Annotated in this window: 22 protein-coding genes; 15 read left to right on the plus strand and 7 right to left on the minus strand. The window is 70.2% G+C overall.

What is annotated here, in order from left to right; translation table 11 throughout:
- Positions 1–19: 19 nt before the first annotated feature.
- Positions 20–874, minus strand: coding sequence for an SDR family oxidoreductase (locus tag ACFY1L_RS07350; RefSeq protein WP_388819611.1), 855 nt, complete (start codon positions 872–874; stop codon positions 20–22).
- A 317-nt stretch (positions 875–1,191) separates the two neighbouring features.
- Here ACFY1L_RS07350 and ACFY1L_RS07355 point away from each other — a divergent pair, with 317 nt between their 5' ends.
- Positions 1,192–1,776 carry a DUF6082 family protein gene (locus ACFY1L_RS07355; protein WP_388819614.1) on the plus strand — a complete coding sequence of 195 codons (585 nt, stop codon included), beginning with the start codon at positions 1,192–1,194 and terminating at the stop codon, positions 1,774–1,776.
- A 114-nt stretch (positions 1,777–1,890) separates the two neighbouring features.
- Positions 1,891–2,133 carry a hypothetical protein gene (locus ACFY1L_RS07360; protein ID WP_388821111.1) on the plus strand — a complete coding sequence of 81 codons (243 nt, stop codon included), beginning with the start codon at positions 1,891–1,893 and terminating at the stop codon, positions 2,131–2,133.
- 63 nt (positions 2,134–2,196) lie between these two features.
- Here ACFY1L_RS07360 and ACFY1L_RS07365 read toward each other — a convergent pair whose 3' ends face one another.
- From ACFY1L_RS07365 to ACFY1L_RS07385, 5 genes are all read right to left on the minus strand, one after another.
- On the minus strand, positions 2,197–3,276 hold the full coding sequence (locus ACFY1L_RS07365; RefSeq protein ID WP_388819617.1) for a 2-oxoacid:ferredoxin oxidoreductase subunit beta: 1,080 nt from the start codon (positions 3,274–3,276) through the stop codon (positions 2,197–2,199).
- Positions 3,269–5,197 carry a 2-oxoacid:acceptor oxidoreductase subunit alpha gene (locus tag ACFY1L_RS07370; protein WP_388819620.1) on the minus strand — a complete coding sequence of 643 codons (1,929 nt, stop codon included), beginning with the start codon at positions 5,195–5,197 and terminating at the stop codon, positions 3,269–3,271. The genes ACFY1L_RS07365 and ACFY1L_RS07370 overlap by 8 nt, the downstream gene beginning before the upstream one ends.
- A gap of 266 nt (positions 5,198–5,463) precedes the next feature.
- Positions 5,464–6,123, minus strand: a complete 660-nt coding sequence (locus tag ACFY1L_RS07375; RefSeq protein WP_361265660.1) for a response regulator transcription factor — start codon at positions 6,121–6,123, stop codon at positions 5,464–5,466.
- Between the two features lie 213 nt (positions 6,124–6,336).
- Positions 6,337–7,695, minus strand: a complete 1,359-nt coding sequence (locus ACFY1L_RS07380; RefSeq protein WP_388819623.1) for a sensor histidine kinase — start codon at positions 7,693–7,695, stop codon at positions 6,337–6,339.
- A gap of 126 nt (positions 7,696–7,821) precedes the next feature.
- Positions 7,822–9,015, minus strand: coding sequence for a sensor histidine kinase (locus ACFY1L_RS07385; protein ID WP_388819626.1), 1,194 nt, complete (start codon positions 9,013–9,015; stop codon positions 7,822–7,824).
- Between the two features lie 182 nt (positions 9,016–9,197).
- Here ACFY1L_RS07385 and ACFY1L_RS07390 point away from each other — a divergent pair, with 182 nt between their 5' ends.
- The 13 genes from ACFY1L_RS07390 to ACFY1L_RS07450 all read left to right on the plus strand — a co-directional run bounded on the left by ACFY1L_RS07390 (position 9,198) and on the right by ACFY1L_RS07450 (position 21,807).
- Entirely contained in the window at positions 9,198–9,608 is a 411-nt protein-coding gene (locus tag ACFY1L_RS07390) for an NADH-quinone oxidoreductase subunit A (RefSeq protein ID WP_361265182.1), read from the plus strand.
- Positions 9,599–10,204 carry an NADH-quinone oxidoreductase subunit B gene (locus ACFY1L_RS07395; RefSeq protein ID WP_388819629.1) on the plus strand — a complete coding sequence of 202 codons (606 nt, stop codon included), beginning with the start codon at positions 9,599–9,601 and terminating at the stop codon, positions 10,202–10,204. The genes ACFY1L_RS07390 and ACFY1L_RS07395 overlap by 10 nt, the downstream gene beginning before the upstream one ends.
- A complete protein-coding gene (locus ACFY1L_RS07400; protein WP_388819632.1) occupies positions 10,201–11,865 on the plus strand; it encodes an NADH-quinone oxidoreductase subunit C in 1,665 nt (554 codons plus the stop codon). Before ACFY1L_RS07395 ends, ACFY1L_RS07400 begins: the two co-directional genes overlap by 4 nt.
- Complete coding sequence (locus tag ACFY1L_RS07405) at positions 11,862–12,830, plus strand: NADH-quinone oxidoreductase subunit H (protein WP_388819635.1); 969 nt, start codon at positions 11,862–11,864, stop codon at positions 12,828–12,830. The genes ACFY1L_RS07400 and ACFY1L_RS07405 overlap by 4 nt, the downstream gene beginning before the upstream one ends.
- 2 nt (positions 12,831–12,832) lie before the next feature.
- Positions 12,833–13,438, plus strand: a complete 606-nt coding sequence (locus tag ACFY1L_RS07410) for a NuoI/complex I 23 kDa subunit family protein (protein ID WP_388819638.1) — start codon at positions 12,833–12,835, stop codon at positions 13,436–13,438.
- Positions 13,435–14,151: an NADH-quinone oxidoreductase subunit J gene (locus tag ACFY1L_RS07415; RefSeq protein WP_388819641.1), complete on the plus strand. Its 717-nt coding sequence runs from the start codon at positions 13,435–13,437 to the stop codon at positions 14,149–14,151. The genes ACFY1L_RS07410 and ACFY1L_RS07415 overlap by 4 nt, the downstream gene beginning before the upstream one ends.
- The gene (nuoK, locus tag ACFY1L_RS07420; RefSeq protein WP_388819644.1) at positions 14,151–14,549 is read left to right on the plus strand and encodes an NADH-quinone oxidoreductase subunit NuoK; all 399 of its coding nucleotides are present in this window, start codon (positions 14,151–14,153) and stop codon (positions 14,547–14,549) included. The genes ACFY1L_RS07415 and nuoK overlap by 1 nt, the downstream gene beginning before the upstream one ends.
- On the plus strand, positions 14,546–16,540 hold the full coding sequence (locus ACFY1L_RS07425; RefSeq protein WP_388819647.1) for an NADH-quinone oxidoreductase subunit L: 1,995 nt from the start codon (positions 14,546–14,548) through the stop codon (positions 16,538–16,540). The genes nuoK and ACFY1L_RS07425 overlap by 4 nt, the downstream gene beginning before the upstream one ends.
- Before the next feature lie 6 nt (positions 16,541–16,546).
- Positions 16,547–18,121, plus strand: coding sequence for an NADH-quinone oxidoreductase subunit M (locus ACFY1L_RS07430; RefSeq protein ID WP_388819649.1), 1,575 nt, complete (start codon positions 16,547–16,549; stop codon positions 18,119–18,121).
- On the plus strand, positions 18,118–19,638 hold the full coding sequence (locus tag ACFY1L_RS07435; RefSeq protein WP_388819652.1) for an NADH-quinone oxidoreductase subunit N: 1,521 nt from the start codon (positions 18,118–18,120) through the stop codon (positions 19,636–19,638). Before ACFY1L_RS07430 ends, ACFY1L_RS07435 begins: the two co-directional genes overlap by 4 nt.
- Before the next feature lie 205 nt (positions 19,639–19,843).
- Positions 19,844–20,707, plus strand: a complete 864-nt coding sequence (htpX, locus tag ACFY1L_RS07440) for a zinc metalloprotease HtpX (RefSeq protein WP_388819654.1) — start codon at positions 19,844–19,846, stop codon at positions 20,705–20,707.
- The gene (locus tag ACFY1L_RS07445) at positions 20,704–21,096 is read left to right on the plus strand and encodes a YccF domain-containing protein (RefSeq protein WP_388819656.1); all 393 of its coding nucleotides are present in this window, start codon (positions 20,704–20,706) and stop codon (positions 21,094–21,096) included. The genes htpX and ACFY1L_RS07445 overlap by 4 nt, the downstream gene beginning before the upstream one ends.
- Before the next feature lie 144 nt (positions 21,097–21,240).
- On the plus strand, positions 21,241–21,807 hold the full coding sequence (locus tag ACFY1L_RS07450; RefSeq protein WP_388819659.1) for an SMI1/KNR4 family protein: 567 nt from the start codon (positions 21,241–21,243) through the stop codon (positions 21,805–21,807).
- A gap of 112 nt (positions 21,808–21,919) precedes the next feature.
- Here the strand turns inward: ACFY1L_RS07450 and ACFY1L_RS07455 are convergent, their stop codons facing one another.
- Positions 21,920–23,179 (minus strand): APC family permease, encoded by a 1,260-nt coding sequence (locus ACFY1L_RS07455; RefSeq protein WP_388819662.1) that lies wholly within the window; start codon positions 23,177–23,179, stop codon positions 21,920–21,922.
- Positions 23,180–23,315 lie beyond the last annotated feature (136 nt).

A 23,315-nucleotide genomic window follows, 5' to 3' on the forward strand; every position in this document is an offset into this window, starting at 1 on the left:
TCGGGGCCCGTGGGGGGTGTCAGCCCTTGACGGCCACCGCGATCGCGTCGGCGAGCGGCGTGGTCGGACGGCCGGTCAGACGGGACAGATCGCCGGTGGAGACCACCAGCTCGCCCTTCTCGATGGAGGCGTCGACGCCCGCGAGGACGGCCGCGAGCGGACCCGGCAGCCCGGCGCCGGTCAGGATTCCGGTGTAGGCCTCGACGGAGACGGGGCTGTAGGCGATCTCCTTGCCGGTCGCCTTGCTGACCTCGGCCGCGTACTCGGCGAAGCTCCACGCCTCGTCGCCGCCCAGCTCGTACGTCTTGTTCTCGTGGCCCTCGCCGGTCAGGACGGCGACGGCGGCGGCCGCGTAGTCGGCGCGCGAGGCGGAGGAGACCCGGCCGTCGCCGGCGGCGCCGACGACGGCGTTGTGCTCCAGCACGGGGGCCAGGTTCTCGGTGTAGTTCTCGTGGTACCAGCCGTTGCGCAGCAGCGCGTACGGCAGGCCGGAGGCGAGGAGCGCCTCCTCGGTGCCGCGGTGGTCGTCGGCGAGCGCGGCCGTCAGGCTGCCCGGGGCGCTGGTGTAGGCGAGCAGCGCGACACCGGCCGCCTTGGCGGCCTCGATGACCACCTTGTGCTGGCCGACGCGGCCCTTGTCGAACTCGTTGCCCGAGATGAGCAGGACCTTGTCGCCGGCCGAGAAGAGGCTGCCGAAGCTCTCGGGGGTGTTGTAGTCGGCAACGGCGATCTTCACGCCGCGTGCGGCGAAGTCGGCGGCCTTCGCCTCGTCGCGCACGACCGCGGTGATCTGGTCGGCCGGGACCTTCTCCAGCAGCTGTTCCACTACGTGACGGCCGAGGTGTCCGGTGGCGCCGGTGACGACGATGCTCATGGTTGCGAACTCCTTGTGGGGTGCGGTTGCCACTAACCCTAGGGGCTGCGCTAACTCTTCGAAAGTACCCACTTTGAAGTAAGGTACTGACGCGACGGTAAGTGCCCGGGACGCATGCGGTGGGCGCTCACCGGGCACACGAGTGTCAGGGCGCCGATCGGCATGAGCGGCATGTCCTTCCATGCGCCCCCTCTCCGCCTCCCGCGCCGCCTCACGGCACCGGGCACGCTGGAAGCGGGGTGTCATGCCCTGCCGTGCGCCGGTCCGTGCCACCGGCGGCCGACGCGCGGTCACCTGATCCAGGGGGATTCCTCGAGATGGCTTTACGGCGGAACACGGCCGCGCGAAGTATCGGTTCTGCAGTGGCGGCGGGGCTGGCACTCATGCGGGTGTCCTTCGCCCGGGGCGCCGACCGCCGACGGCTGGAACAGCTGCTGACCGAGCTGGTGCAGCAGCTGGCGCTGATGACCGAGGAGATCCACCGGGCGAACCTGACCCAGTACTACCGCCTCATCGCGGACCAGAACGACCGCAAGCTGGACGACCCCACCCTGGCCGAGGCGTCGAGCACGCTGGGCGGCCTTTCCGATGCCCGGCGGCGACAGATGATCTTCGCCAACCAGCAGTACGGCTCCCTGGTGCTCGCCCACCGGGTCGGAGTGATCGGCTGGGACGAACTCCTCGGCCATCTCAGGGTGTTGTGCATCAACTCGGTCTTCGCCGAGTACTGGGACCGGACCGTGGACCACCGGCGGAGCCTGCCCCCGGACTCGGTGGAGGCGAAGATCGGCGCGACCGTCGACGTGATGATGGAGGAGCTGGCCGAGGAGCCGGACGAGTGGTGGGTGGTGGGTTCCGTGCCCGGGTCCGAGCCGGAGCCCGAGCCCCCGGCGCACGGCTGAGGGCGCATGCCGCATCTGTACTCCAGTGAGTGAGTGTGAGCACGGGCCGCTCGGGTGATGCTCTCGGCGTTGACTGTGACTCCGGGAGGGGACGCTCAGTTGCCTGACGATTCCATGGCCGTCCGGATAAGTCGCCGCCTCGGCGATCCACCCCGCAAAAGAGGCAGTCTCACCTCCGAGACCTGCCCGGACATCTTCGAGTTGACCGACGGCAGCTTCGCCGTCATCGGCACCGAAGCCACCGCCGCCCTCGATCCGCACCTCCCCCCTGACGCAGCCCGGGCCGACTACGAGCGCATCGTCGTCATCACCCGCGAGACCCTCATCCGCGCCAAGAAGGACATCCCCGACGTGTGACACCCATGCGCGGGGCCCGGACGCCGTACCGCATCCGGGCCCCGCGCAGACAGCGGACCGAGGTCAGCCGACGACCGTCCAGGTGTCTCCGCCCGCCAGCAGCGCCCCCAGGTCGCCCTTGCCGTTCTGCTCGATCGCCGCGTCGAGCTGGTCGGCCATCTGCGTGTCGTAGACGGGCCGGTCGACGGAGCGCAGCACGCCGATCGGCGTGTGGTGCAGCGTGTCCGGGTCGGCCAGGCGGGACAGCGCGAAGGCCGTGGTCGGCGACGCGGAGTGGGCGTCGTGGACCAGAATCCGAGACTCGTTGTCCGCGGTCACGTCGACCACCTTCAGGTCACCGGTGACCGCATCCCGTACGACACCGCGCGAACCGTCCGCCCCGAAGCGGATCGGCTGCCCGTGCTCGAGGCGGATCACCGCCTCCTCCGCCTGCTGCTTGTCCTTGAGGGCCTCGAAGGCGCCGTCGTTGAAGATGTTGCAGTTCTGGTAGATCTCGATCAGCGCCGTGCCCGGATGGGCCGCGGCCTGGCGCAGCACCTCCGTCAGGTGCTTGCGGTCGGAGTCGATCGTCCGCGCCACGAAGGAGGCCTCCGCGCCGATCGCCAGCGACACCGGGTTGAAGGGCGCGTCCAGCGACCCCATCGGCGTCGACTTCGTGATCTTGCCGACCTCGGAGGTGGGCGAGTACTGGCCCTTGGTGAGGCCGTAGATCCGGTTGTTGAAGAGGAGGATCTTCAGGTTCACGTTCCGGCGCAGGGCGTGGATCAGGTGGTTGCCGCCGATGGACAGCGCGTCACCGTCACCGGTGACGACCCACACGGACAGATCGCGCCTGCTGGACGCCAGGCCGGTGGCGATGGCGGGCGCACGGCCGTGGATGGAGTGCATGCCGTACGTGTTCATGTAGTACGGGAAGCGGGACGAGCAGCCGATGCCCGAGACGAAGACGATGTTCTCCTTGGCCAGACCGAGCTCGGGCATGAAGCCCTGGACGGCGGCGAGGATCGCGTAGTCACCGCAGCCGGGGCACCAGCGCACTTCCTGGTCGGACTTGAAGTCCTTCATGGACTGGCGGGCCTCGGCCTTGGGAACGAGCGAAAGCGCCTCGATCGTGCCCGTGCCTTCCGTGGACGTCTCAGCCATCGATGGCCTCCTTGAGAGCCGTGGCGAGCTGCTCAGCCTTGAACGGCATGCCGTTCACCTGGTTGTACGAGTGGGCGTCGACCAGGTACTTCGCCCGGATCAGCGTGGCGAGCTGACCGAGGTTCATCTCGGGAATCACCACTTTGTCGTAACGCTTCAACACCGTGCCGAGATTCCGCGGGAACGGGTTGAGGTGACGCAGATGCGCCTGCGCGATGGACTCCCCGGCCGCGCGCAGCCGCCGTACCGCCGCCGTGATCGGTCCGTACGTCGAGCCCCAGCCGAGCACCAGCGTGCGCGCCTCGTGCGGATCGTCGACCTCCAGATCCGGTACGTCGATGCCGTCGATCTTGGCCTGGCGGGTGCGGACCATGAAGTCGTGGTTGGCGGGGGCGTACGAGATGTTGCCCGTGCCGTCCTCCTTCTCGATGCCGCCGATGCGGTGCTCGAGACCGGGCGTGCCGGGGATGGCCCAGGGGCGGGCGAGGGTCTGCGGGTCGCGCTTGTACGGCCAGAAGACCTCGGTGCCGTCCTCGAGGGTGTGGTTCGGTCCCTGCGCGAACTGCACGGTCAGGTCCGGGAGTTCGTCCAGTTCCGGGATGCGCCAGGGCTCCGAGCCGTTGGCCAGGTAGCCGTCGGAGAGCAGCATCACCGGGGTGCGGTACGTGAGTGCGATGCGCGCCGCCTCCATGGCCGCGTCGAAGCAGTCGGCCGGCGTCCTGGGCGCGATCACCGGGACCGGGGCCTCGCCGTTGCGGCCGAACATGGCCTGCAGCAGGTCGGCCTGCTCGGTCTTGGTGGGCAGACCGGTGGAGGGCCCACCGCGCTGGATGTCGATCACGAGGAGCGGCAGCTCCAACGACACCGCCAGCCCGATGGTCTCGCTCTTGAGCGCCACACCCGGACCGGACGTCGTCGTGATGCCGAGCGAGCCGCCGAAGGCCGCGCCCAGTGCGGCGCCGATCCCGGCGATCTCGTCCTCCGCCTGGAAGGTCCGTACGCCGAAGTTCTTGTGCTTGCTCAGCTCATGCAGGATGTCCGAGGCCGGAGTGATCGGATACGACCCCAGGAACAGCGGCAGATCGGCCTGGCGCGAGGCCGCGATCAGGCCGTACGCGAGAGCCAGGTTCCCGGAGATGTTGCGGTAGGTCCCCGGCGGGAAGGCGGTGGCGGCCGGCGCGACCTCGTAGGAGACCGCGAAGTCCTCGGTCGTCTCGCCGAAGTTCCAGCCCGCGCGGAAGGCGGCGAGGTTGGCCTCGGCGATCTGCGGCTTCTTCGCGAACTTGGTCCGCAGGAACTTCTCGGTGCCCTCGGTCGGCCGGTGGTACATCCAGCTCAGCAGCCCCAGCGCGAACATGTTCTTGCTGCGCTCGGCCTCCTTGCGGGAGAGATCGAACTCCTTGAGCGCCTCGACCGTCAGCGTGGTCAGCGGCACCTCGTGGAGGCTGTACCCGTCGAGCGAGCCGTCCTCCAGGGGCGAGGCGGCGTAACCGACCTTCTGCATCGCCCGTTTGGTGAACTCGTCCGTGTTGACGATGATCTCCGCGCCGCGCGGCAGATCGGCGATGTTGGCCTTCAGAGCGGCGGGGTTCATGGCGACCAGCACGTTCGGGGCGTCGCCCGGAGTGAGGATGTCGTGGTCGGCGAAGTGCAGCTGGAAGGAGGAGACACCCGGCAGGGTTCCGGCAGGTGCGCGGATCTCGGCGGGGAAGTTCGGAAGGGTGGAGAGGTCGTTTCCGAAGGACGCCGTCTCGGAGGTGAAGCGGTCACCGGTGAGCTGCATACCGTCACCGGAGTCCCCCGCGAACCGGATGATCACCCGGTCCAGCCGACGTACGTCCTTCGTTCCCGCCGGCTTGCGCTGCTCTCCCACGACGGTTTCTTCGGCCTGTTCCGCTGCCCTGCTGACCTGGCTGGTCACTGAACTGGACCTCCCTCGAGGCGGCTGTCTGGGACCGGCCTTCCCGCAGGCCTTCCCAGGATCAACCCTACGTCCGTTAGGGTCGCCTTCCCTCGGCCATTCGCATGATGGACACGGATTTGAGACGGTGCGACGCCCTGAATTGTCATGATTTCTCGCCCCCCGGCGCTTCCTTTGAAGACGCTCCCCGCAATTCTTCGGTTCTAGGGCTGGACGGACGCTGGACTGACGACTGAGTGAGTGGCTGTTGACTCAGTGTCAGCCCGTCACGAGTTCAGATAGGTGAGGACCGCGAGAACCCGCCGGTGATCCCCGTCACTCTGGGAGAGTCCGAGCTTCAGGAAGATGTTGCTGACGTGCTTCTCGACGGCGCCGTCGCTGACGACCAGCTGCCGGGCGATCGCCGAGTTCGTCCGCCCCTCGGCCATCAGCCCCAGGACCTCCCGCTCCCGCGGGGTGAGTCCCGCGAGCACGTCCTGCTTACGGCTGCGTCCGAGCAGCTGAGCGACGACCTCCGGGTCCAGTGCGGTGCCGCCCCGGGCCACCCGCACCACCGCGTCCACGAACTCACGCACCTCGGCTACCCGGTCCTTGAGCAGATAGCCGACGCCATGGCTGGACCCGGCCAGTAGTTCGGTGGCGTAGCGCTCCTCCACGTACTGCGACAGCACGAGCACACCGAGTCCGGGATGCGCCTTCCGCAGCTGTACGGCGGCCCGCACCCCCTCGTCGGTGTGCGTCGGTGGCATCCGCACGTCCGCCACCACCACGTCCGGCAGCTCGCCCTGCCCGTCCAGCTCCGTGATGGTCTTGATCAGCGCGTCCCCGTCGCCGACCCCGGCGACGACCTCGTGCCCGCGGTCGGTCAACAGCCGGGTCAGCCCCTCCCTGAGCAGCACTGAATCCTCGGCAATGACCACCCGCACCCTGTCCTCCACGATCTCCGGTCCCCCCAGCCCGACGCCACATGCCAGTAGTCCAGCATTCCAGCATTCGGACCGCACTGCGCCCGGCAGACGCGAATCAACGGGAACACGTGCACTGCACGACGGGTTTCGGCCGCGCGAGCGGCAACACGGTGCAACGCCGGTCGGGCATTCTCAGCCCGTCCGGCGCTGCGCCACGGAAGAACCCGGCGCTCAGCCGAGCGCCCGCTCTCCCCGCCACGGCAGCTCCGCGGTCACCCGCGTAGGCCCGCCGACCGGCGAGTCCACCACCAGGATCCCGTCCACCGCGTCCAACCGCTCGGCAAGCCCGCCGAGCCCGGACCCGGCGGAGGCATCCGCGCCGCCCACCCCGTTGTCCATGACCTGCACCATCAGCCGGTTCTCCACCCGCCACACGTCCACCGCCGCCCAGGTGGCCCGCGAGTGCTTGCTGATGTTCTGCAGCAGCTCCGACACCGTGAAGTAGGCGATCCCCTCGATGGCCGGCGCCGGCCGCTCGGCCAGGTCCACCTCCACCTGCACCGGCACGGTGCACCGTGAGGCCACGGCCGACAGCGCCGCATCCAGCCCCCGGTCCGTCAGCACCGCCGGATGAATCCCGCGCGCAAGGTCCCGCAGCTCCTGCAGCGCCGTCTTCACCTCGCCGTGTGCCTCGTCCACCATCCGCGCCGCCGCCTGCGGATCCTCCGTCAGCTTCTCCTTAGCCAGCCCCAGATCCATGGCCAGCGCCACCAGCCGCGCCTGCGCCCCGTCGTGCAGATCCCGCTCGATCCGCCGCAGGTCCGCAGCAGCCGTGTCCACCACGACCCCTCGGTCGGACTCCAGCTCCACCACCCGCGCGGACAGCCGGGACGGCCCGAGCAGCCCGTGCACCATCAGCCGGTCCACCATCGTCAGCGCCCGCACGATCCACGGTGTGGCCAGCGTGAACAACAGCCCCACCAACGCCGTCACGGTGATCTCGAAGGGGTTGTCGAGGTAGATGCTGTGGCTCCCGTCGCCGTACAGCTGAAGCCCGCCCTGACCGCCGTACATCGGGAAGAGCCAGAACCACAGCGGATACGTCAGCAGCGCCCACCCGTACGCCCAGAAGTTCACGGCGACCACGAACGACAGCACCGACCAGGGGAACTGCAGCACCGCGTACAGCAGCGTCCGCCACGACGTGCCGCTCTTGAGCACGGCCCCCATCCAGGCCATCACGCCGGACTTCTTCATCCGCAGCGGCTCGGGCTCGGCGACCTCCAGCCCCAGCAGCGCCCGCGCCCGCGCCCGCTCCAGCGCCCCGAACCCGCGGCAGCCGGCCAGCCCCGCCGCCAGCACCGGAATCCCGAGGAACGTCACCAGCAGGCCCGCCCCGAGCGACACCATCGTGACCGCGTACACGAAGAGCATGATGCCGATGGGCAGGCTGAGCAGCACATATCCGAACTCGCGCCAGCTGCGCGCCTCGAACGGCGCCCGCAGCCCGGCGGGCAGCCGGTGCCGCCGCTGCTCGTCGAGGCCGAGTCCACCGTCGTACCCGTACCCCTGTCCGTACTCCGTGGCCATCGGCGTCGTCCGTTCTACTCGTCCACTCACCCTGCTCGGCGGGGCTGTCCTGCCGTACCTCCACACTGCTGCGCCGCAGGTCCACGGACCATGGAGTCCGTCGGAGTCTTGGAAGGGGGGTTTTCCCTACCCCTCGCCGGCCGGGCGGTCCCGCCAGGGCAGTTCCGCCGTGACGACCGTCGGTCCGCCCTGCGGGGACTCGATGACGAACAGGCCGTCGACGGCGTCCAGCCGGTCGGCGAGGCCCTGCATGCCGGTGCCGCCGTCGAGGCGCGCGCCTCCGCGGCCGTCGTCCTCGACCTGGATGAGCAGCCGGCTGTTCGCCCGCCACACCTCCACGGACGCGGTCTTCGCCGCGCTGTGCTTGCTGATGTTCTGCAGCAGCTCGGAGACGGTGAAGTAGGCGATGCCCTCGATGGCCGCGGCGGGCCTTGTGCCGAGGTCGACCGTCACCTTCACGGGCACGGTGCAGCGCGAGGCGACCGCGGACAGCGCGGCATCCAGCCCCCGGTCCGTGAGTACGGCGGGATGGATGCCGCGCGCCAGGTCCCGCAGCTCCTGCAGTGCGAGCTTCACCTCGCCGTGCGCCTCCGCGACCATCTCCGCCGCCGTGTCGGGGTCCTCCAGCAGCTTCTCCTTGGCCAGGCCCAGCCCCATCGCCAGATTGACCAGGCGGGCCTGCGCCCCGTCGTGCAGATCGCGCTCGATGCGCCGCAGATCGGCGTTGGCCGTGTCGACCACGACTCCCCGGTCCGACTCCAGCTCCGCGATACGCCGCTCCAGCTCGTCGGAGGGCGACAGCAGCCCGCGCACCATCGCCCGGTCGGCGTTGGCGAGGCCCCGCGCGATGAACGGCAGCACCGGCCACAGCACGAACAGCGAGGTCAGCGTGATGGTGAAGGTGAGGACGCCCCAGGGCAGCCGCATGAAGTCGTACAGCACCGTCCGCCAGGCCACCGGGTCCTTCAGCGTCATCCACAGCCGCTGCAGGTACCCGGTCGTGTGTCTGGGCAACGGGCTCGGCTCGTCGATCTTCACCCCGAGCAGCGCCCTGGCCCGCTTCCGCTCCATCCGGCCCAGCAGCCGTGCGCCGAGCAGCCCGAGTGCGAGCAGCGGGAAGCCGATCACCGTGACGGCCAGCCAGAACCCGGTGAACATCACCGTCACGACATAGATGAACCCGAGCAGCGACACCGGGAGGTTCGCCAGGAGATGCGCGATCTCCTTCCAGGTGTGCTTGTCGTAGGCGAAACGGGCGGGCGGCAGGCTGTCGCCGTCCCCTTCCGGGGCCCGAGCCGGGCGCGAGAGTCGTTCGGTCATATGGGCTAGCGTGCCGCGCGCCGGGCGGCTGCGCCATGAGGTCGTCCGCCTCCGTGCACTGGGGAAAACCCCACCCCCGGATCTCGAGGACATCTCAAGCCGTGACGGGCTGCTTACCGTCCCTTTATCAGGGCCTAGACTCCCGTGCGTACAGATCGTCGAACAGCAGCGAAGGGACGGACGTGCGGGAATTGACCGTCGTCGATCCGACCGTCGTCGTCGCGGCGGACTACTTCCGGTCCTACTCGGTCGTCGGACTGCTCGCCGTCGTCGGCGTGCTCTTCGTCGCGGTCGCCTTCGGGGCCGGCCGCCTGCTGCGCCCGGTGGTCCCCACCCCCGAGAAGCTCCTGACGTACGAGTGCGGAGTCGACCCCGTCGGCGAGGGCTGGGCCCACACCCAGGTCCGCTACTACGTCTACGCCTTCCTCTACGTCATCTTCGCCGTCGACTCGATCTTCCTGTTCCCCTGGGCGACGGTCTTCGCCGCCCCCGGATACGGCGCGACGACCCTCGTGGAGATGTTCATCTTCCTCGGCTTCCTGGCCGTCGGCCTGCTCTACGCATACAAGAAGGGCGTCCTGGCATGGACGTGACCCCTGAGCCCGTGATGCTGCCGGAGCCGAAGAGGCTGGGAGCGCTGGCCCGCCTGGCCCCGGAGCCAATGAAGGTCATCCTGAACTGGGGCCGCAGGTACTCCCTCTGGGTCTTCAACTTCGGCCTCGCCTGCTGCGCGATCGAGTTCATCGCCGCGTCGATGGCCCGCCACGACTTCATCCGCCTCGGCGTCATCCCCTTCGCCCCGGGCCCGCGCCAGGCCGACCTGATGGTCGTCTCCGGCACGGTCACCGACAAGATGGCCCCGGCGGTCAAGCGCCTGTACGAGCAGATGCCCGAGCCCAAGTACGTCATCTCCTTCGGCGCCTGCTCCAACTGCGGCGGCCCCTACTGGGACTCCTACTCCGTCACCAAGGGCGTCGACCAGATCATCCCGGTCGATGTGTACGTCCCCGGCTGCCCGCCCCGCCCCGAGGCCCTGCTCCAGGGAATCCTCAAGCTCCAGGAGAAGATCGCCCGCGAGTCGCTGGGGGAGCGGTACGGCAACGGGACGGCACGCCCCTCGGCCGCCGCCCTGCAGAGCGGCCTGGTGCAGCCCCCGGCAGCCGGGTCCCCTTCGGAGGAGGGGCGATGAGCGGGAACGTCGGCTGGCTGCCGGCCCCCGCCGAGGAGCTGTTCGGTACGGAGGCCACGGCCGAGGAGTCGTACGAGGTCCTGACGGTCGACGTCCCGCCGGCGACCTGGCTCGAGGCACTGCGCGTGGCCCGTGACCAGCTGGGCTGCACCTACTTCGACTGGCTCAGCGCGGTCGACGAACCGGGCACGGGCTTCCGCGTCTCGGCCCACGTGGTGTCCCTGTCCCCCCTCCACCGCCTCCTGGTCCGCACGACCGTCCCGCACGAGGCCCCGACGCTCGCCTCGGCCGTCGACGTCTACGCCGGCGCCGCCTGGCACGAACGCGAGACCCACGAAATGTTCGGCGTCGACTTCGAGGGCCACCCGTCCCTGGACCACCTGCTGCTCCCGGAGACCTTCGAGGGTCACCCCCTCCGCAAGGACTTCGTCCTGGCCGCCCGAGTCGCCAAGGCCTGGCCCGGCGCCAAGGAGCCGGGCGAGTCCGACCACGGCGGCCCCAAGCGCCGCCAAATGCTCCCCCCGGGCGTCCCCGACCCGAACGAGTGGGGCCCCCTGAAGGGCCAACTTCCCCCGGCCCCGGCCCGCCCTGCCCGCGGTGCGGGCCGGGCTGCGGGGGAGCGGCCGGTGCGTGGCGCGGGAGAGCGGCCGGTGCGGCGAGCTCGCTCGGCTGCGGAGGGGTCGGCCAGCCAGGGGACGGCCACGCCGGGAGCGGCTGAGGGCGCGACGTCTGCTGAGGGCGCGACCGGGGCTCGGCGTGCACGTTCGGCGGCGGAAGGCTCGGTGAGCCAGGGGCCGGCGACGCCCGCGTCGGGTGAGGGCGCGGCCGGTCCGCGGCGGGCTCGTTCGGCGGCGGAAGGGTCGGTGAGTCAGGCGGCGGCGGCGCCTCCGGGAGCTGGTGAGGCTCCGGCCGGGCCGCGCCGGGCTCGTACGGCGGCGGAGGGGTCGGCCAGTCAGGCGGCGGCGCCTTCGACCGAGGGTGCCTCGGCCGGACCTGCTGCAGCGGAGGCCGCCGGTACCCCGGCGGAGGGGCCGACCGACCAGAAGCCGGGCGCCACCGGCGGTGCCGCTGCGCCGCGACGCGCACGCAGCGCCGGCGAAGGCTCGGCCTCGCAGCGCGCCCGGACCCCGGCGGCAGAGGGCACGGCGCCCAAACCCGCCGCCGCGCCCCGCAGTTCGGATGCCCCCTGGCACCACGCCCGCCCGGCGTTCGACGAGCCGGAGGCGAAGCCGAGCCCGCAGACGGCGCCGGGTGCGGAGACGATGCCGAGCGCAGAGGGGGAGTCGGGTTCCGGTGCGAAGTCGGGCCCGGAGTCGGAGCGGCAGCCCACGGCTGAGCCGAGCAGGGCCGCCGAGCCGGTCGCGGAACCAGCGCGTGAAGCCGAGCCCTCTCCGGAGCAGCCGTCCGCCGGTGCCGGTGCCGGTGCCGGTGCCGATGCCGGTGCCGAGACCGACGCTGGCTCGGGTGAGTCCCAGGCGCGCCCCGGTGAACCGTCCTCCGAAGGGTCCTCCTCCGAGGAGCCGCCTACCGAGGAGCCGCCTACCGAGGAGCACCCGCCGGAGACGCCCGCATCTGAGGAGTCCCCCCAAGCCACCCCCGACGACCCGCCCGCCGAACCCCCGACCCCGAACCCCGACAAGCCCTCAGGAGGCCCGCAGTGAACGGCGCGCTGGACGTCGCCCTGCGACTCCTGGTCGTGTTCGTCGTCTTCCTCACCTTCCCCCTGATCGTCGGCCAGACCGAGCACAAGGTCATGGCCCACATGCAGGGACGTCTCGGCCCGATGTACGCCGGCGGCTTCCACGGCTGGGCCCAACTCGTCGCCGACGGTGTGAAGTTCGCGCAGAAGGAAGACGTAGTCCCGGCGGGTGCGGACCGGCGCATCTTCCAGCTCGCCCCGGCCGTCGCCCTCCTCCCGTACCTCCTCGTCCTCCTGGCCATCCCCATCGGCCCCGGCGAGGGCGCGGTCGGCCAGGTCCTGGACGCCGGCATCTTCTTCGTCCTGGCGGTGATGGGCGTTGGCGTCCTCGGCTCACTCATGGCCGGCTGGGCCTCGGCCAACAAGTTCTCCCTCCTCGGCGGCCTCCGCACCGCCGCGCAGCTCCTGGCCTACGAACTCCCGATGCTCCTCGCCGCCGCCTCGGTGGCGATGGCCGCCGGGACGGTGTCGATTCCCGGCATCCTCGACGCCTTCCACTGGTGGTGGCTGCCCTGGCAGATCGTCGGCGCGGTCGTCTTCTTCGTCGCCGGCCTTGCCGAACTCCAGCGCCCTCCCTTCGACATGCCGGTCGCCGACTCGGAGATCATCTTCGGCGCCTACACCGAGTACACCGGCCTCCGCTTCGCCCTGTTCCTCCTTGCCGAGTACGCCGGAATCATCGTCCTGTGCGGCCTGACCACCGTCCTCTTCCTCGGCGGCTGGCACGGCCCGTGGGGTGCCGACGGCCTCGGCTGGGTCTGGACCCTGCTGAAGACGGCCGTCCTCGCCTTCGTCGTCATCTGGCTCCGCGTGACCTATCCCCGACTGCGCGAGGACCAGCTCCAGAAACTCTCCTGGACCCTCCTCGTCCCCCTTTCTCTCGCTCAGATCGCCCTCACCGGCATCGTCAAGGTGGTGATCCAGTAGCCATGGCCGAGCCTCTCCCGCCCACGCGACCCCGCATCCCCGGTTCCGGTCTGGCCAAGGGCCTGGCCGTCACCCTCCGCACGATGACGAGGAAGACCGTCACCGAGCAGTACCCCGACGTCCAGCCCGACCTCCCACCCCGCACCCGCGGTGTCATCGGCCTGTTCGAGGAGAACTGCACGGTCTGCATGCTCTGCGCCCGGGAGTGCCCGGACTGGTGCATCTACATCGACTCCCACAAGGAGACGGTCCCGGCAGTGACCCCTGGCGGCCGCGATCGCAGCCGTAACGTCCTCGACCGCTTCGCCATCGACTTCTCCCTGTGCATGTACTGCGGTATCTGCATCGAGGTCTGTCCTTTCGACGCCCTGTTCTGGTCCCCGGAGTTCGAGTACGCCGAGACCGACATCCGTGAACTCACCCACGAGCGCGACAAGCTCCGCGAGTGGATGTGGACGGTCCCGGCCCCGCCCGCCCTCGACCCCGCCGCGGAGGAACCGAAGGAGATCGCCGCCGCCCGCAAGACCGCCGAGAAGCTTGCGGCGGCGCAGGCCGAGCCGACCGAGCCTCCGGCCGGACCGACCGCACCCGAGGGAGGCGCGTCGTGACTCTCGCCGCCGCTGCCGCGACGTCGGCGCACGCCGCACTGACCACGGCCGCCCCCGAAACCCACGGCTTCCTCTCCCCGACCGGCGTCGAGATCGCCTTCCTCCTCGTCGGCCTGGCAACCTTCGGTGCCGCCCTGGTCACCGTCACCACCCGGCAGCTGGTGCACGCCGCCCTGTGGCTGGTGGTCACCCTCGGCGGCCTCGCCGTCGAGTACCTCCTGCTCACCGCCGAGTTCATTGCCTGGGTCCAGGTCCTCATCTATGTCGGTTCCGTCGTCGTCCTCCTTCTGTTCGGTCTGATGCTCACCAAGGCCCCCATCGGCCGCTCCCCGGACGCCGACTCCGGCAACCGCTGGGCCGCCCTGACCGTGGCCGTCGCCGCGGCCGCCGCCCTGGTCTGGGTTGTCGTAGACGCCTTCCGCACGACCTGGATCGACCTGGACGGCCCGGCTGCCGGCTCCACCGAGGCCACCGGAGCGAGCCTCTTCCAGAACTGGGTCCTCCCCTTCGAGGCGCTCTCCGTCCTCCTCCTCGCGGCCCTGGTCGGCGCGATCGTCCTGTCCCGCAAGGCGAAGGCGGAGTCGAGCTCTCCCCCTGTGAACTCCCGAGCCACGACCGGTGGTTCCCCATCCGCCCCGGATTCCCGTAATCACCCGATCGAGGGAAACAAGCCGGTCGAGGGAACTCAGGCCGAGCAGGAAGGCGCCCGCTGATGCACCTCGCCTATCCCGCCGTCCTGTCCGCCCTCCTCTTCTGCACGGGCCTGTACGGAGTCCTCGCCCGCCGCAACGCGATCCTCGTCCTCATGTCGGTCGAGCTGATGCTCAACGCCGTCAACCTGAACCTGGTCGCCTTCGACGTCTGGCTCAGCAAGGCCGCCCAGGAGACGCTGCACTCCGGCCAGGCCCTGACCCTGTTCACCATCGCCATCGCCGCCGCCGAGATCGGCATCGGCCTGGCGATCGTCCTCGCCGTCTACCGCAACCGCGGCACCTCGGACATCGACAAGCTCCGCGACACCGCCGAGGGACACGAGACCGACGACCCCGACAGCGACGCCCTCACGGCCGGGCCGGCCGACGGGGCCGGGAAGGCTGAGGCCACCGCGTGACCACGACCACCCTCGCCGTCCTCGTCCCGCTCCTGCCCTTCCTGGGAGCGGCCGCCGGCCTGCTCCTGGGCCGCAGTGCCCCCGGCTTCGTCCGCCCGCTCGCCGTCCTGCCGGCCCTCACCTCCCTCGTGCTGGCCGTGCTGGTCGCCGTACGCCAGGGCGGCAACCAGGCCATCGATGCCCACACCGAGCTCACACCCACCGGCTCGGTACCGATCGAACTCGCCCTGTACATCGACGGCTTCGCCGCCCTCGTCGCCGTCCTGGTCGGCGTCGTCGCCTCCTGCGTGCAGATCTACTCGACGGGCTACCTGCGCGACGACCCGCGCTACCCCTCGTACGCCGCTCTCGTCTCCCTGTTCACCTCCGCGATGCTGCTCGTCGTCTACTCCGGCGACCTGATCGTGCTGCTGGTCGGCTGGGAGATCATGGGCATCTGCTCGTACTTCCTGGTCGGCCACTACTGGGAGACCCCGGAGGCCCGCGCCGCCTCCATCAAGGCCTTCCTGGTGACCAAGCTCGGTGACGTCCCCTTCCTGATCGGCCTGTTCGCCCTCGCCACCGATGCCGGGTCCTTCCAGATCACCAAGGTCCTCGGCACCGTCGCGAGCGGCGGACTCGACCACCCGACGCTGATCGCCCTGCTGCTCCTGGCAGGCGTGGCGGGCAAGTCGGCGCAGTTCCCGCTGCACACCTGGCTTCCCGACGCGATGGCGGGCCCAACGCCCGTCTCCGCGCTGATCCACGCCGCGACGATGGTCGCCGCCGGTGTCTACTTCATCGCCCGTCTCCTCCCGGTCTTCGAGGCTTCCCAGGCCGCGATGGTCGTCCTCGCCGTCATGGCCGCCGTCACGATGCTCGGCTCGGGGCTCGCCGCGCTCGCCCAGGACGACATCAAGCGCGTCCTCGCCTACTCGACGATCGGGCAACTCGGCTACATGACCGGCGCCCTCGCCGTCGGTGACCGCGGAGCCGCCGTCTTCCACCTCCTGTCCCACGGCGCCTTCAAGGCGCTGCTGTTCCTCGCGGCCGGCGTGATCATCCACGCCGCCGGCACCAACTCGCTGGCCGCCATGTCCCGTATGCAGGGCCTGCGCGACCGCGTCCCCGACGCCTACTGGACGATGACCGTGGCGCTCCTCGCGCTCGCCGCGATCCCACCCTTCAGCGGCTTCTTCTCCAAGGAGACCGTCCTCGGCGCCGCCGAACACGTCACCTCCGGCCACACCGAGCACGCCCCCGGCGCTGCCGGCTGGGTCGTCCTCGTCGCCGGAATGCTCACGGCCCTGCTCACCGCGGCGTACGCGATGCGCCTGTGGCTGCTGGCCTTCCACGGCCGGGGCGCAGAGGCCCCCGACCACGGTCGCCAACCGCTCACCATGACCGCCGTGTTGTGGGTGCTCGCGGTCCCGTCCCTCGCCCTGGGCGGCTTCGCCTTCCGCGTGCTGCCCGACTGGTTCGACGGCCGTGACCTCACCCCGACCCTGACGACGTCCGTCCTCGGCACGGGCATGGCCCTGGTCGGCGGCATCGTCACCTACGCTGCCTGGCGGCACACCACCGCCCTCGCGGCCCGCGTCCCCCTGGGTGCGGTCGCGGCCCACCCCGAGGGCGACGCCGCCCAGGTCGAGGCCGAGGCCATCGCCAGCCACGCGCCCGCGTACGGGGGAGTGGCCTACGCACCCGACCCGGCCGACCCCGGACGGCTGCTGCTCGGCCCGCTGCACCGGCACGCGGCCGTCGGCTTCCACCTCGACGCCGTGTACGCGGCCCTCTTCGTCCGCCCGGTCCAGGCCGGAGCAAGTCTCGTCCGGTTCCTGGACCGCGAGGTCGTCGAGACCTACGTACGCGGTGCGGGCGCCCTCCCCCGCCTGCTGGGGGCGGCCGTACGCCGCGCCCAGACCGGCAATGTGCAGACCTATGTGAGCGCGCTGCTCGCCGGCACCGTCGTCCTGGCGGTCGCCGCCCTCCTCGTCGCCACGGGAGCGTGAGCAGGCGTGATCGATATCAACGAGTCCGTGATGCAGTTCCTTCTGGCATTCGTCGTCGTCGGCCCGCTCCTCGGTGCCGCCGCCGCTCTCCTGCCCGCCCCGCCCGGACTGAAGGGGAAGTCGCCCGAGCAGGCCGTGCTCCGCCACGGCGTGACCGTGACCGGCGCGGTCCTCATCGCCGCGATCGCCCTCGGGCTCGGCTTCGACCACGACCACCCGTCGAAGATGCAGGCCACGACCGACATCAGCTGGATCCCCGCACTCGACGTGCGGATCCACCTCGGCATCGACGGCATCTCCCTCCCCCTTCTGGTCCTGACCGCGCTGCTGACCTTCCTCTGCGCGCTCTACTCGTACTTCAAGATGCCTGCGGGCCCGACCCCGAAGGCCTTCGTCGCACTGCTGCTGGTTCTCGAGTCCGGAACCCTCGCGAGCTTCGCCGTCCTCGACCTGCTGCTGTTCTTCCTCGCCTTCGAGATGGTCCTCATCCCGATGTACTTCCTCATCGCCCGCTGGGGCGGCGAGGGCAGGACCCAGGCCGCCTGGCGATTCATCCTCTACACGCTGCTCGGTTCGGTCGTCATGCTGCTCGGCCTGCTCCTGATCGGGATCAAGGCCGGCACATTCGACATGGTGGCACTCGCCACTGACAACGGCCGGTCGCTGACCGCATCCGTGCAGGTCATCGCCGTTCTGGCGATCGGGATCGGGCTCGCTGTCAAGACGCCGATGTGGCCGCTGCACAGCTGGCTGCCCGACGCCCACACCGCCGCGCCGACCGTCGGCTCGGTTCTGTTGGCCGGTGTCCTGCTGAAGATGGGTACGTATGGATTCGTCCGGATCCTCCTCCCCATCGCGCCGGACGGCTTCCGTACCTTCGCGCCCTACCTCGCCGCCTTCGCGGTCGTCGGGATCATCTACGGATCCCTGGCCTGCCTGGCCCTCGCCAAGCAGGGCGCGAAGGGTGACCTCAAGCGCCTCATCGCCTACTCCTCCGTCGGCCACATGGGCTTCGTCCTGCTCGGCATCGCGACCATGACCCCGACCGGCGTGAACGGCGCCTTGTTCGCCAACATCGCCCACGGCCTCATCACCGGCCTCCTCTTCTTCCTGGTCGGCGCGCTCAAGGACCGCACTGGCACGACCGACCTCGACACACTCGCCGAGGAGACCGGCGCCGCCCTCTACGGCAAGGCTCCGCGCCTCGGCGGCCTGCTCGCCTTCGGCGCGGTCGCCTCGCTCGGCCTGCCGGGCCTCGCAGGGTTCTGGGGCGAAATGCTGGCCCTGTTCGGCGCGTTCAAGCCCGCCGCCGACCTCAGCCGTCCGGCGTTCCTCACCTTCATGTCGATCGCCGCCTTCGGCACCCTCCTCACGGCCGCGTACATGCTCGTCGTGGTCCGCCGCGTCTGCATGGGCTCCGTATCGCAGGAAGCACCACAGCTCGCCGACGTCCACACATACGAGTTCGCGGCCTGGACCCCGCTCGTCGCCCTCACCGTCGTAGCAGGCCTGTGGCCGAAGGCTCTCCTCGGTCTGACCGACCCGGCCGTGCAGCAGCTCCTCGCAGGAGGCACCCGATGAGCTCCCTGGCCCAGCCGCTGGCCGAGAACCTCGTCCAGTCCGTCGACTGGCTCGCCATCGCGCCGCCCACCCTCGTCGCGGTCGTCGGACTCGTCGTCCTCGTCGCCGACCTGTTCGTCAGCGACACCAAGAAGGCTCTCCTCGGCTGGGCGTCGGTCGTCGGCCTCGCTGCCTCCGTGCTCCTGCTGCTGCCGCTCTTGGACGGCGACCGCAGCACCTTCTGCGTGAACGGCACGCACGCGTGCAGCTACACCGCGGACCGTTTCACCCTGGTCATCCAGTTCCTGGTCCTCGGCGGTGCCCTCCTCGCCGCCCTCCTGTCGGTGACAGCCCTGAAGGACGCCGACAAACAACTCCCCGAAGGGGAGTACTGGTTCCTCCTGCTCTCCTCCGCGGCCGGCGCCGCCCTCCTGCCCGCCTCCCGCGACCTGGCGACCCTGATCGTCGCCCTGGAGGTCGCCTCCCTGCCGGCCTTCGCCCTCGTCGGCATCCGGCACGGCGACAAGAAGTCCTCCGAAGCGGCCCTGAAGTTCTTCCTGTCGTCGGTCACCGCGACCGCCGTCAGCCTCATGGGCATCAGCTTCGTGTACGCCTCCACCGGCACCCTCTACCTCACCCAGGTCGCCGACCGCATCCAGCACGTCGACGGCCAACTCCACACCCTCGCTCAGACCGGTGTCGTCCTCACCCTGGTCGGCTTCGCTTTCAAGACAGCCGCCGTACCCTTCCACTTCTGGGTTCCCGACACCTACGTAGGAGCTCCGCTCCCGATCGCCGCCTACCTCTCGGTCGTCGGCAAGGCGGTCGGCTTCTCCGGCCTCATCCTCGTCACGGTCGTCGCCTTCCCGTCGTACGCCGACGTCTGGGGCCCGGCGCTCGCGGCGCTGGCCGCGCTCACCATGACCGTCGGCAACGTCGGCGCCCTGCGCCAGCAGGCCACGCGCGCGTACAGCGCGGTACGACTGCTCGCCTGGTCGTCGGTCGGCCAGGCCGGCTACCTCCTCGTACCGATCGCCGCAGCCGCCTACTCCGACAACGCCGAGCACTCCATCGGCTCCACGGTCGCCTACGCCCTCATGTACGCGGCCGTGAACCTCGGAGCCTTCGCGGTGGCCGCACTCGTGGGCCGCACCAATTCCGCGAACCGCATCACGGACTACCGCGGCCTCTACGCGAGGAACCCCCTGGCAGCCCTGCTGCTGGCCTTCTTCCTGCTCTGCCTGGCGGGACTCCCGCCGGGCATCATCGGCCTCTTCGCCAAGGTCACCGTGTTCTCGGCGGCGGTCGACGCGGGACTCGGCTGGCTGGCCGTGGTCATGGCCGCCAACGTCGTCATCGCGCTGTTCTACTACCTCCAGTGGACGGCACTGCTGTTCCGCGCCCCCGAGGGCGAGCCCGTCAAGCACTACCTCCCAGCCCCCCTCACCGCGGCGATCACCCTCACCGGAGTCATCGGCATCGCCCTCTCCGGAGCGCCCCAGCTGGTCCTGCACTTCGCAGACACAGCCCTTTTCTGAGCCGCCGTCGGCCGCCCGGGCCCGCCATCACCCGGTCGGCCCATGCACGTGGCCGTACGCACAAGGGAACTAGTGGCCCTCGCCTGGCGTTGACCAGTACGGGAGGGTCCACTGGACGTGACACCACGGCACCAGTGGCATCGGAGACGACAAGCAAGATCCGCAAGCAAAGGGTTCCCCTGCTGCACGACTTGGAGGGCGTACCGTGCACCGCCGGCACAACGGGCTAAGGACCGCAGTTCTCCTCGGAGGACTGTCTGCCCTCATCATCGTCATCGGCAGCTTCTTCGGCCGAATGGGGCTCGTCGTAGCGGTTGTGATCGCCCTGGGCACGAACGCGTACGCGTACTGGAACAGCGACAAGCTGGCGCTACGCGCGATGCGTGCCCGCCCGGTCAGCGAGTTCGAGGCACCGGTCCTCTACCGCATGGTCCGCGACCTCTCCACCCAGGCCCGCCAGCCCATGCCGCGCCTGTACATCTCCCCGACGGAAGCACCGAACGCCTTCGCAACGGGCCGCAACCCGCGCAACGCGGCGGTGTGCTGCACGGAAGGCATCCTGCACATCCTGGACGAGCGCGAACTGCGTGGTGTCATCGGCCACGAGCTCAGTCACGTCTACAACCGCGACATCCTCATCTCGTCGGTCGCCGGTGCCCTCGCCTCCGTGATCATGTTCCTGGTCAACTTCGCCTGGCTGATCCCGATCGGCCGCTCCGACGACGATGACGGCCCCGGCATCCTCGGCATGCTCCTCATCATGATCCTGGGCCCGCTCGCGGCCACCCTCATCCAACTGGCCATCAGCCGCTCCAGAGAGTACGAGGCCGACGCGTCCGGCGCGCAGCTGACCGGCGACCCCCTCGCGCTCGCCAGTGCCCTGCGCAAGCTCGAAGCCGGCACCAAGCAGCTCCCGTTGCCGCCCGAGCCGCGCATCGAGACCGCGAGCCATATGATGATCGCGAACCCCTTCCGCCCTGGCCAGGGACTCTCCAAGATGTTCTCGACGCATCCGCCGATGGCGGAGCGCATTGCCCGGCTCGAGAAGATGGCAGGTCGCCCCCAGTGAAAACCATTCTGAACGTCATTTGGCTCGTCCTGAGCGGCTTCTGGCTGTTCCTCGGGTACCTGGCCGCCGGCATCGTGCTCTGCATCACCATCATCGGCATCCCATTCGGCATTGCGGCTTTCCGCATCGGCGTCTACGCCCTGTGGCCCTTCGGGTACACGACGGTCGAGCGCCGCGACGCCGGCGCGCCCTCCTGCATCGGCAACGTTCTGTGGCTGGTCCTGGCGGGCTGGTGGCTGGCGCTCACACACATCGTCACCGGCCTCGCCCTGTGCATCACGATCATCGGTATCCCGTTCGGCATCGCCAACTTCAAGCTGATCCCGGTCTCGCTGCTGCCGCTCGGACGCGAAATCGTGCGCACGGACGAGCCGTTCGCGACGCGCTGACCGACCGAGCGGACGAAAGGCGGGGCAGCCTGTCCGGCCCTCACATCCGGCTCACCGCGGCCTCCGGAGCCCGGAGGTTTTCCACAACCCGGCGGTAGTCCACAGGCCGGCCCGATTGTCAGTGCCACCTTGCATCATGAATCCATGACCGAGAACGAGCAGTTGCTGGCACGGGTGACAGCCAAGGCGCACAACACCCGCCCCTGGGGCTGGACTTCCCTCCCCGAGCCCGTCGACGCGGCCACCCTGGCCCGCGCCGAGGCCGCCCTGGGCTTCGTCCTGCCCCCGCTGCTCGCCGACCTCTACCTGCACGTCGGAGACGGCGGATTCGGCCCGGAGTACGGCCTGTTGCCTCTGCTCGACAGCCCGCCCGCCGGTGAGCCCGCCGCCGTAGTGCAGTACCTCGCCAACCGCGAGAGCGGCCGCAGGGATCCCGACTGGCCCTGGCCCGAAGGCGTCCTGCCGATATCCCACTGGGGCTGCGCCATGTACGCGTGCGTGGACTGCCGCTCCCCGAAAGCGACGGTCCTGCTCTTCGAACCCAACCCCGGTGACCCCGACCGGGCCTGGTTCGTGGACACCCCCGGTCTCGCGGACTGGCTGCGCGCCTGGCTCGAGGGCACGGGCTGGTACGACGAGATGGACGACGACTTCCAGATGGCCCCGTGGACCGACTTCCGCATACGTACGACCGAGGCACGGGCCTCCTGACAGCGCGGCTCAGCTCGTACGGCTGCGTGGACAGCGGCACTACTTCGGCGCCGTGGGCCAGTCGCTTGCAGAGGACGCCGAACCCTGTGCGCGCGTCGCCTCCTCGCGCGCCCTACGCCCCTTGCCGCTCGGCCACCCACCGCCGTACGCCGTACGCGACCACGCCCACCGCCAGCACACCCGCCCCCACGACAACCGAAATCCCCGGTAGCGAGAACGCCAGCACCACGCACCCGGCCAGTCCCACCACCGGCAGCACTCGCGTCGCCGGAGCCGGGCTCAGTGTCCAGGCCGAGGCGTTGGCCACCGCGTAGTACGCCAGCACACCGAAGGAGGAGAACCCGATCGCGCCCCGTACGTCCACCGTGGCGGCCAGGGCGGCGACCACCGCACCCACGGCCAGCTCGGCCCGGTGCGGTACCTGGAAACGCGGATGCACGGTTGACAAGGCGTGGGGCAGATGCCGGTCCCGGGCCATGGCCAGCGTCGTCCGCGAGACACCAAGAATCAGGGCGAGCAGCGAACCCAGCGCGGCCACGGCGGCCCCGACGCGGACCACCGGTGCCAGCCCCGGCACCCCCGCAGCCCGCACCGCGTCGGCCAGCGGAGCGCTCGCGTGCCCGAGACCGTCGGCTCCCAGTACGGAAAGGACAGCCACCGCCACACACACGTACACCGTCAGCGCGATGCCCAGGGCCAGCGGGATCGCGCGGGGGATGGTGCGCGCCGGATCCCGTACCTCCTCGCCGAGGGTCGCGATGCGCGCGTACCCGGCGAACGCGAAGAACAGCAGCCCGCCCGCCTGCAGCACCCCTCCCACGCCGCCCGAGGCACCGACGTCCAGCCGTCCGGCGTCGGACGCCCCGGACCCCAGACACACGACCACCACGGAAGCGAGGACAGCCAGCACCACTGCCACGATCGCCCGCGTCAGCCAGGCGGACTTCTGGATGCCGCCGTAGTTCACCGCGGTCAGTGCCACCACGGCCGCGACGGCCACGGCGTGCGCCTGCCCGGGCCAGACGTACGCGCCCACAGTGAGCGCCATCGCCGCACAGGAGGCCGTCTTCCCGACCACGAACGACCAACCCGCGAGATAACCCCAGAACTCCCCGAGCCGCTCGCGCCCGTACACATACGTTCCGCCCGAGGCCGGATACAGCGCGGCCAGCCGGGCCGACGCCGTGGCGTTGCAGTAGGCGACCACGGCGGCGACCGCGAGGCCGAGCAGAAGCCCGGACCCGGCCGCACGTGCCGCGGGCCCCAGGGCGGCGAAGATCCCGGCCCCGACCATCGAGCCGAGTCCGACGATCACAGCGTCCCCGACCCCCAGGGTGCGACGGAGCTCGGAGGCAGGACCGGAGCGTGTCATGTCCCGCACCCTACTGATCAGTGCAACCGAGGAGTGCCACCGTGACGTCCTGTTCATCGACAGAACACCACAAGCGTGCGACGCACAGCGGATCTTGACCGAATTCACACTGTCCGGAAAGTGCAGGCACAGTGCG

Source organism: Streptomyces sp. NPDC001663, from assembly GCF_042893105.1.
In the GTDB taxonomy this organism is placed as follows: Bacteria; Actinomycetota; Actinomycetes; order Streptomycetales; family Streptomycetaceae; genus Streptomyces.

Excerpts from the sequence above, each read along its gene's own strand:
- ACFY1L_RS07355 (WP_388819614.1), top strand. The coding sequence starts at position 1,192 with ATGGCTTTACGGCGGAACACGGCCGCGCGAAGTATCGGTTCTGCAGTG.
- ACFY1L_RS07450 (WP_388819659.1), top strand. The coding sequence starts at position 21,241 with ATGACCGAGAACGAGCAGTTGCTGGCACGGGTGACAGCCAAGGCGCAC.
- nuoK (WP_388819644.1), top strand. The coding sequence starts at position 14,151 with ATGCACCTCGCCTATCCCGCCGTCCTGTCCGCCCTCCTCTTCTGCACG.
- ACFY1L_RS07380 (WP_388819623.1), bottom strand. The coding sequence starts at position 7,695 with ATGGCCACGGAGTACGGACAGGGGTACGGGTACGACGGTGGACTCGGC.
- ACFY1L_RS07360 (WP_388821111.1), top strand. The coding sequence starts at position 1,891 with ATGGCCGTCCGGATAAGTCGCCGCCTCGGCGATCCACCCCGCAAAAGA.
- ACFY1L_RS07395 (WP_388819629.1), top strand. The coding sequence starts at position 9,599 with ATGGACGTGACCCCTGAGCCCGTGATGCTGCCGGAGCCGAAGAGGCTG.
- ACFY1L_RS07365 (WP_388819617.1), bottom strand. The coding sequence starts at position 3,276 with ATGGCTGAGACGTCCACGGAAGGCACGGGCACGATCGAGGCGCTTTCG.
- ACFY1L_RS07455 (WP_388819662.1), bottom strand. The coding sequence starts at position 23,179 with ATGACACGCTCCGGTCCTGCCTCCGAGCTCCGTCGCACCCTGGGGGTC.
- ACFY1L_RS07385 (WP_388819626.1), bottom strand. The coding sequence starts at position 9,015 with ATGACCGAACGACTCTCGCGCCCGGCTCGGGCCCCGGAAGGGGACGGC.
- ACFY1L_RS07435 (WP_388819652.1), top strand. The coding sequence starts at position 18,118 with ATGAGCTCCCTGGCCCAGCCGCTGGCCGAGAACCTCGTCCAGTCCGTC.
- ACFY1L_RS07410 (WP_388819638.1), top strand. The coding sequence starts at position 12,833 with ATGGCCGAGCCTCTCCCGCCCACGCGACCCCGCATCCCCGGTTCCGGT.
- ACFY1L_RS07350 (WP_388819611.1), bottom strand. The coding sequence starts at position 874 with ATGAGCATCGTCGTCACCGGCGCCACCGGACACCTCGGCCGTCACGTA.
- ACFY1L_RS07400 (WP_388819632.1), top strand. The coding sequence starts at position 10,201 with ATGAGCGGGAACGTCGGCTGGCTGCCGGCCCCCGCCGAGGAGCTGTTC.